This window comes from Fluviicola sp., assembly GCF_030151805.1.
GTDB lineage: Bacteria > Bacteroidota > Bacteroidia > Flavobacteriales_D > Crocinitomicaceae > Fluviicola.
On record NZ_JASLCN010000198.1, the window covers coordinates 1 to 6,054 of the forward strand.

Sequence of the window (6,054 nt, forward strand, 5' to 3'; positions counted from 1 at the left end):
GAAGTTACAACTCCGCTCAGAATCGGGTAGATCTGGGCCATTTTGTTATTATCGGCTTCAATTTTTCCGAACAGACGGATATTGTTTTTAACATCCTGGTTGCTCGTTGTATAGAATTCACATTTCTTAAGCATGGCATCGCTCATCGTAAATGTTTCAATATTGTCTTCCTGTTCTTTACTACCACAGGCACTCAGGATCAATAAACAAAGTGCCACTCCGGCTTGAATCCCCATTTTATATCGCATTGTTTTCATCTTAATAAATATCTTTTCCGGTTAATAGATTGATTTGTTCTGCGGAAATCACTAATTGTGTTTTGATACGCATGAGCTCTGCCAAAACGTCGTTGTATGATTCAAAAAAGTCTATAAATTCGATGATGGAAACATTTCTTTTCTGAAAGTTCAAACTCATTCCATCCACCGTTTTTTCAAAATCGTCGTTATACAGTTCGATTGATTTCCGGTATTCTGCAACTGTTTGAACATAATAAGCATAACTGTTGTTGATCTTGCTGACGATTTCGTTTTCCTTTGCCAGGAGTGTATATTCTACTTCCTTCAACTGGTATTGAGAAGTTTTAATGTTTCCCCGGTTGCGGTTCCACATCGGAAGGGGAATAGCTATTCCGGCATTGATCTGATTGTTGAAAGCTCCACCGCGCTGATCGTATGAAGCAAACAGATTGATATCCGGTACGGCCATTCGTTTTTGATAACTCAGGTATTGCTCTGCAAGTACTTTATTCTGTTTGATAACCTGTAATTCCGGTAAGTTTTGCAAGGCGGTATTCTGAAGTTCACTCACAGAAGAAGGAGTGAGGTAATGATTCAGATTGGCATCTGTGGAATCCGGTAAAATAAAGGAACTGGTTTGAAGCAGAATCTGAAGATCCGTTTGCGTCTGGATGTATTCCTGGAACAACTGGGCGCGGTCATTGTTCAATTGAATATAAGCACCTTTTAAACGAACAACTTCCTTCAGGGGAATGTTTCCCTTGTTTGCCTGAACTTCGTATGATCTCAACAGCGTATCAAGCAAATTCAATTGCTTGGTATACTTTTTCAAGAGGAAATCCTGCTGACCAATCGTGTACAAATCACTGTGCAAGCGGAATTTTAGTTCTCTTACGAGTTGTTGAAATTCCAGTTCGGCAATTCCGGTGCTGGTTTTGGCGATTTCAATTTCAGCCCGTCTTTTTCCTCCTAAAATGATCAATTGTTCGAGCTGAAAAACCTTTTGCCCGCTTTTTCCGACATGAAAAGCCTGTTTGCCTTCCGGATCATACGCATTGATGTCTGCGGTGAAAATCGGATTGGGATAGACTTTTGCCTGAAGAATTTGTGCTCTTTGAGCTTCAATGTTCATAGAAGCCGCCAGGAGATAATAGTTCTTTGCGAGAAAAATACTGTCAGCTTTTCGTAAGCTGATGTGTAAAGTATCTTGTGCAAATAGCCTGGCTGAGACTAGAAGTATCAGGAATAGTGATGATCCTACTTTTTGCATGTGTTTGGATTTAAAGCACAAATTAACTTTTTAGCACCTTAAAAACAACTTAAAATGAGTAAAATTTAGCTTAATGCAACGTGATCTTGAAGCGGTTTATGCGCTTCGGGACGGTTTCGTAAATGATTGATCCTCCATGCATCGAAATAATCTTGTTTACGAATACCAGCCCTAATCCGAATCCTTTTTTTCCGGCACTGTTTTTTCCGCGGAAGAAATGTTTGAACAGGTAATTGACTTCTTGCTTCGTGAGTGTTTTGCCTTTGTTTTCGAAGCAGATTTCCAGTTTGTCCCGGCTTGAGATGCGGATAACGGCATGTTCGTCGGAACTGTAGTGAATGCAGTTTTCCATCAGGTTAGACAAGGCTGCTTTGATTAATCGGGCATTTCCGGCTACTTCTAATTGGTTTTGATTCACCGGTTCTTCATAATCGACAGAAAAGACAAAATTCGGATATACATTCCTGAGGTTGTCCGAAATGTCGAAAATGAGTTCGTCTATCCGGAATTTTTCGGTGATTGATTCGGTGGATGTCTCAATTTTCGCAATTTCCAGCAGCGAATTGATGATCTCACTCAAACTGCGGGTATCTTCCTTTTGATTCTGAATGAGTTTTTTAAGTTCTTCCGGATCGGTTTCTTTCTCGATGCGTTCAAAATTGGAAACGAGAATCGCAATCGGAGTTTTTAACTCGTGGGAAATGTGGTGAATGGCGTGTTTTTGAAAAGCAAATGCTTCATTCATCTTCACCATCAGTTCGTTGAATACATTGGCCAGAACGGCTATTTCATCGTGCGTATTGACGAAGGGAATCGGTTCTAATTTGGCATCAAAGTCGTATTCACTGATCTTAGCCGTAATTTCTTCCAGCGGGTTGGTGATTTTGCGCGAGATGTAGAAGCAAACCAATACAATAACGATGGTAATTCCAATAAAGGTCAGAAGCAGTACGTAGCGCAAAAAGCGGAGTTTGGAATACCCGAAATCGTCGTAAGCCTTGCTGATTCCGTAATAGATTCTTCCTTTCCGTTTGATGTACGTTCCAACCACGTCATACAACCCGTCTTTGGTTTCGATCCATTTCGTTTTCGGATTCAGATGAATAAGGATGTCTTTCGAAACGGGAACGGGAATGTCTACGATATTGGAATAGATCAGTTTTTTATCTTTATTGAACAGCAATAATTTTTCGTTGTAAAGCTTATTGATATTGATCTGATCCATGGCATGAATAATATCTTCATCCGTTTCTTTGATGTCTGATAAAAATTCAAGGGTTGTCGAGATCTTATCTTTTTGCCGCATCTGGAAACTTTCTTCCCGCTGTTCCGAAAACAAAAGGTAAACGGCAACAAAGGCAAGAGCTGTTATCGCAGGGATAATCAGGGAAAAGTAAAGCAATATTTTTTTTCGAATGCTCATTCGGAATCAAAGTAATATCCGTAACCGATTTTTGTTTTGATGCTTTGTTTGCCAAAAGGTTTATCGACCTTTCCTCTCAGGAAATTAATATACACTTCAATGGTGTTGGTATTGGCATCTACGATGTTTCCCCAGATTTCTTTCACCAGGTCTTGTTTTGAAACCAATTCGCCTTTGCATTCCACCAATTTCAGCAGGATTTGAAATTCGCGGGGAGTGAGAATGATCTCCTTTCCCTGCCGGCTGACTTTCTTGCTTGAACGGTTGATTACAATGTCGTCTGCAACCAATGAGTTACTTTCCGAAGAACCTTTTCCGACCGTTTCACTGCGTTTCAACAGTGATTGAATCCGCAAGAGCAATTCACGCATGTAGAAAGGTTTCGTCAGGTAATCGTCCGCTCCTGAATCGTAGCCCTGAACTTTGTCTTCCAGTTCATCAAAGGCGGTGAGCATAATGACCGGCGTGTGTTTATTGAACGTTCTGAAGGTCGTGCAGACTTCGTATCCGTTTTTCCCCGGAAGATTAATGTCGAGAATAACGCAGTCGAATTTTCTTTTTCGCAGCAATTTCTCTGCTATAATTCCATCGTACGCAAATTCAACCTGCATCTTTTCTTCAAGCAGCGCATCACTGATGTTTCGGCTTAAAATAGCATCGTCTTCAATTAGTAAAATGGTTTTCACGGGAATTTGAGTTAAAAGAATTGTGAGATTCGTTCTGCAAAATAAGGATTTTAATTACGAATTACGAATGTTGAGATTTTAAGTTTACTGGATTTGGAGCTGCCTCAGTCGATTAGGTCGCATGCAATTTTTGCCGAGAGCAGACACAAGGGAATTCCGCCACCCGGATGAACACTTCCGCCCGCAAAATACAGGCCTTTGATTTTGGAAAAGTTGGGATGTCTGAAAAAGGCTGCCATGCGGTCATTGGAGCTTGCTCCGTAAAGTGCTCCGGCAAAACTGTTCGTTCGTTCTTCGATGCGGACCGGATCCAGGAAATCTTCGGTTTCAATCAATGGCTCGAGGTCTGTTTTCAGAATCCGGTTGATTTTCCGGATGCAGTTTTCGCGGGTTTTTAAGCGCAATTGTTCCCAATCCTGTCCTTGATTTGAGGGAACATTGATCATGACGAACCAGTTTTCGCACCCGTTTGGTGCATCGTTCGGGACTATTTTGGAAGAAACATGAATGTAAACGGTTGGATCGCTGCTAACAGTGGAATCTTCAAAAATGTGTTTGAATTCTTCCTGATACTTTTCACTGAACAGAATGTTGTGAACGTCCAGTTCCGGAAAGGACTTTTTGATTCCCCAGTAAAAGATCAAAGCAGAACTGCTCGGTTCCTGATTCATGGTTTTTTGAGGTGCTTTTTGCAAGGGAATTAATTGGTTGTAAGTTTGTTTTACGTCACAATTACTAACGACAATTTCTGCCGGATAAAACTCCTTTTGAGTCCTGACACCGCGTACTTTTCTCTGATCCGTTTCAATAGCAGTAACACGTTCTCCGAAACGGAATTCAACGCCGGATTCCTGTGCGAGTTTCAGACATGCATTCAGAATTTCATGCATTCCTTCATCCGGAAAGAAAGATCCGATCCCAAATTCGAGATGGGGAATACTGTTCAGAACTCCGGGAGCTTTGTAAGGATTCGAACCGTTGTATGTAGCAAAACGGTCAAAAAGCTGGACAAGTTTCGGGTGATTCAATCGGATGCGGTTGACATCGTGCATGCTTTCAAACAGGTTTAGCTGCCGGATAGCAGAAACCGTTTTCAGAATATCCGCGGAAAGGAAAGTGCTGAATTTGTGGAGTGATTTCTCCAAAAAAGAATGTCTTGTCCGTTCAAAGAGAAATTCACTATGTTCCAGGTATTCCTGCAGTGGCTTGGAATCGATATTCAGTTTGGTCTCTACTTCCTGAAAGAGTTTTTCCCGGTTTGCATAAGCGTGAAGTGTTGTTCCGTCTTCGTAGAAATAATGACAAAGCATTTCCAGCTGCCGGTAAGAGAAATAATCTCTTGGATTTTTCCCGGACAACCCGAATAATTCGTCTACCAAATAGGGGAGTGTAAACAACGAAGGACCTGCGTCAAAACGGTACGAACCCAATTGAATGGAAGTGAGTTTTCCGCCCGGATAGTCGTTTGCTTCAATTACCGAAACAGCATATCCTTTTTTTGATAAACGAATTGCGCTTGCAATCCCGGCAATTCCCGCCCCGATGACAATGGCTTTTTGAGTCATGATTTAAAGTTAGTCATTTCCTCATTTCTTAACCGAAGTCAATGAAAATCGCAGGGCATGAAAGTAATTTTGTGGGACAGAATTAAATGAATTATGAAAGCAGTACAATGTACAAAATATGGCGCTCCCGAAGTTTTGAAGTTGATTGAAGTTGAAATTCCCAAACCTGCGGCAGATGAATTACTGATTCGGGTTTATGCAACGGCGGTGAATTCGGGAGATGTCCGGATACGAAGAGCAGATCCCTGGGCTGTCCGGCTCTTTTTCGGGTTCAAAAGACCGAAAAAATCGACTTTGGGAAGTGTTTTTTCAGGAGAAGTTGTTGCGACCGGAAGAAATGTACAGACTTACAAAATCGGAGACCTTGTTTTCGGAAGTACCGGAATGAGCTTCGGGACATATGCTGAATATTTGATCGTCAAAGAAACCGCAACACTGACAATCAAACCGGACGCTTTCACACATACGGAAGCTGCGGTTATTCCATTCGGAGCAATGACGGCACTTCATTTTTTACGCAAAGCGGAAATTCAACCCGGACAAAAAGTATTGATTTACGGTGCTTCAGGCGCCATCGGATCGGCTGCGGTTCAATTGGGGAAATATTACGGAGCAGAGGTAACGGCGGTTTGCAGTGGCTCGAATATGGAACTCATGCGAAAAATAGGTGCGGACAAGGTGTTGAATTACCAGCAGGAAGGATTGGCGTTGAACCAGGAAAAATACGATGTGGTTTGCGTAACGATCAATAAATTATCTTTTCGTGAAAGCCGGAAACAGGTTAAAAAAGGAGGAATTGTGATTCTGAGTGCTGCTGATTTTTCAAAGATGTTTCGTGCTGGAATGTTGAGCTTGTTCGGTCAGAAAATAC

5 protein-coding genes and 1 pseudogene are annotated in these 6,054 nt (G+C 41.7%); 1 reads left to right on the top strand and 5 read right to left on the bottom strand.

The genetic code is table 11. The annotated features are described in order from the left end of the window. The 5 genes and pseudogenes from Q1V93_RS07440 to crtD form a co-directional block, all read right to left on the bottom strand. A pseudogene (locus tag Q1V93_RS07440) lies at nt 1-257 on the bottom strand (efflux RND transporter periplasmic adaptor subunit); the annotation flags it as partial. A gap of 1 nt (nt 258) precedes the next feature. Beyond that, the gene (locus Q1V93_RS07445; protein WP_300663326.1) at nt 259-1,509 is read right to left on the bottom strand and encodes a TolC family protein; all 1,251 of its coding nucleotides are present in this window, start codon (nt 1,507-1,509) and stop codon (nt 259-261) included. 70 nt (nt 1,510-1,579) lie between these two features. Further along, nucleotides 1,580-2,932 carry a HAMP domain-containing sensor histidine kinase gene (locus Q1V93_RS07450; RefSeq protein ID WP_300663328.1) on the bottom strand — a complete coding sequence of 451 codons (1,353 nt, stop codon included), beginning with the start codon at nt 2,930-2,932 and terminating at the stop codon, nt 1,580-1,582. After that, entirely contained in the window at nt 2,929-3,618 is a 690-nt protein-coding gene (locus Q1V93_RS07455; protein WP_300663330.1) for a response regulator transcription factor, read from the bottom strand. Before Q1V93_RS07455 ends, Q1V93_RS07450 begins: the two co-directional genes overlap by 4 nt. 104 nt (nt 3,619-3,722) lie before the next feature. After that, nucleotides 3,723-5,183 (bottom strand): 1-hydroxycarotenoid 3,4-desaturase CrtD, encoded by a 1,461-nt coding sequence (crtD, locus tag Q1V93_RS07460; RefSeq protein ID WP_300663332.1) that lies wholly within the window; start codon nt 5,181-5,183, stop codon nt 3,723-3,725. Between the two features lie 93 nt (nt 5,184-5,276). Here crtD and Q1V93_RS07465 point away from each other — a divergent pair. Beyond that, nucleotides 5,277-6,054: NAD(P)-dependent alcohol dehydrogenase (locus Q1V93_RS07465; protein WP_300663334.1), on the top strand; the 778-nt coding region annotated here is incomplete at its 3' end.

Coding starts and splice junctions, on each gene's coding strand:
- Q1V93_RS07445 (WP_300663326.1), bottom strand. CDS start 1,509: ATGCAAAAAGTAGGATCATCACTATTCCTGATACTTCTAGTCTCAGCC.
- Q1V93_RS07450 (WP_300663328.1), bottom strand. CDS start 2,932: ATGAGCATTCGAAAAAAAATATTGCTTTACTTTTCCCTGATTATCCCT.
- crtD (WP_300663332.1), bottom strand. CDS start 5,183: ATGACTCAAAAAGCCATTGTCATCGGGGCGGGAATTGCCGGGATTGCA.